This is a genomic window from Streptomyces sp. 35G-GA-8 (genome assembly GCF_023534745.1).
Lineage (GTDB): Bacteria > Actinomycetota > Actinomycetes > Streptomycetales > Streptomycetaceae > Streptomyces.
This window is the reverse complement of record NZ_JAMHJQ010000055.1, coordinates 1-1175: the sequence shown is the minus strand read 5'-3', so window position 1 is coordinate 1175 and position 1175 is coordinate 1. Positions and strand designations below refer to the sequence as shown.

General features: G+C 64.9%; 2 protein-coding genes. Both read left to right on the top strand.

Going from position 1 to position 1175, the window contains the following annotated elements:
* Positions 1 to 73 precede the first annotated feature (73 nt).
* On the top strand, positions 74 to 613 hold the full coding sequence (locus tag M1203_RS38490; RefSeq protein ID WP_249954517.1) for a winged helix-turn-helix domain-containing protein: 540 nt from the start codon (positions 74 to 76) through the stop codon (positions 611 to 613).
* Positions 580 to 1137 (top strand): transposase, encoded by a 558-nt coding sequence (locus tag M1203_RS38485; RefSeq protein ID WP_308404974.1) that lies wholly within the window; start codon positions 580 to 582, stop codon positions 1135 to 1137. Before M1203_RS38490 ends, M1203_RS38485 begins: the two co-directional genes overlap by 34 nt.
* The last annotated feature ends 38 nt before the right edge of the window (positions 1138 to 1175 follow it).

The window sequence follows — 1175 nt, the reverse complement described above, 5'->3', positions numbered from 1 at the left end:
GCTACTGAACTTGATCGAGTGATGTCGGACAGTTCGCCTGACAGCGGCTGAGTCGGGCCGGTAGCTGTGTGGTGTGAGATACGCGCAGGGCGGGGGCTTGACCGACGCCAGGAGAGCGGCGAGGGAGCGGGTCCGGCTGGAGGCAGTCGGTCGCTTCGAGGACGGCGTGAAGAACAAGGAGATCGCGGCCACGCTGCGGGTCAGTGAACGGTCGGTGGAGCGCTGGCGCCGTCAGTGGCGGGAGTCCGGCGAGGAGGGTGTCCGGTCGAAGGGCTCACCGGGCCGTCCGAGGCTTTCCGAAGCCCAAATAGCTCGGCTTGAACGTGAGTTGGAACGTGGTCCCCTTGTTCATGGCTGGGCGGATCAGCGGTGGACGCTGGCGCGGGTGAAGACCTTGATCGGGCGGTTGTTCCACGTCAGCTACACGGTTGAGGGGACATGGCGGCTGCTGAAGCGTCATGGCTGGTCGTGGCAACAGCCGGCCCGCCGGGCGATCGAACGTGACGACGAAACAGTGGAGTTGTGGAAGAAGGAGGTGTGGCCGCGGGTAAAAGCACGGCGGCGGCCCGCGGAGCCTGGATCGTCTGCGAGGACGAGGCCAGCCAGTCGCTGAGGCCGCCACGCGCGAGGTCCTGGGGCCGCATCGGTCAGACGCCTGTCGTTCGTGTCCGGGGCCGGGGTTCAGGGCGGGTTTCAATGGCGGGAATGGTCTGCTTCCGACGCGGAGACCGGTCGAGGCTGATCTACAGCTTCCGCGTCCACCGGGGCCGGAAGGGCGAACCCAGGGGATTCACCTGGCAGGACTACCGCGATCTCATCGTGCGGGCGCACAACCAGCTCAAAGGTCCCATCGTCCTGGTCTGGGACAACCTGCGTACCCATCTCATGCCGCAGATGAAGGACTTCATCGCCGCGAACGAGGACTGGCTGACCGTCTTCCACTTTCCGTCCTACGCGCCTGACCTTAATCCACAGGAAGGCGTCTGGTCTCTGGTGAAACGGACGATCGGCAACCTCGCCGCCGCGAACCTTGACCAGCTCGCCGCGGCCGTGAAGCGCAGCCTGAAGAAGACCCAGTACCGACCGCACCTCATCGACGGCTGCCTCATAGGCACCGGCCTGACCATGACCAACTGACACGATCAGGCCGACATCACACATTCAAGTTCAGTAGC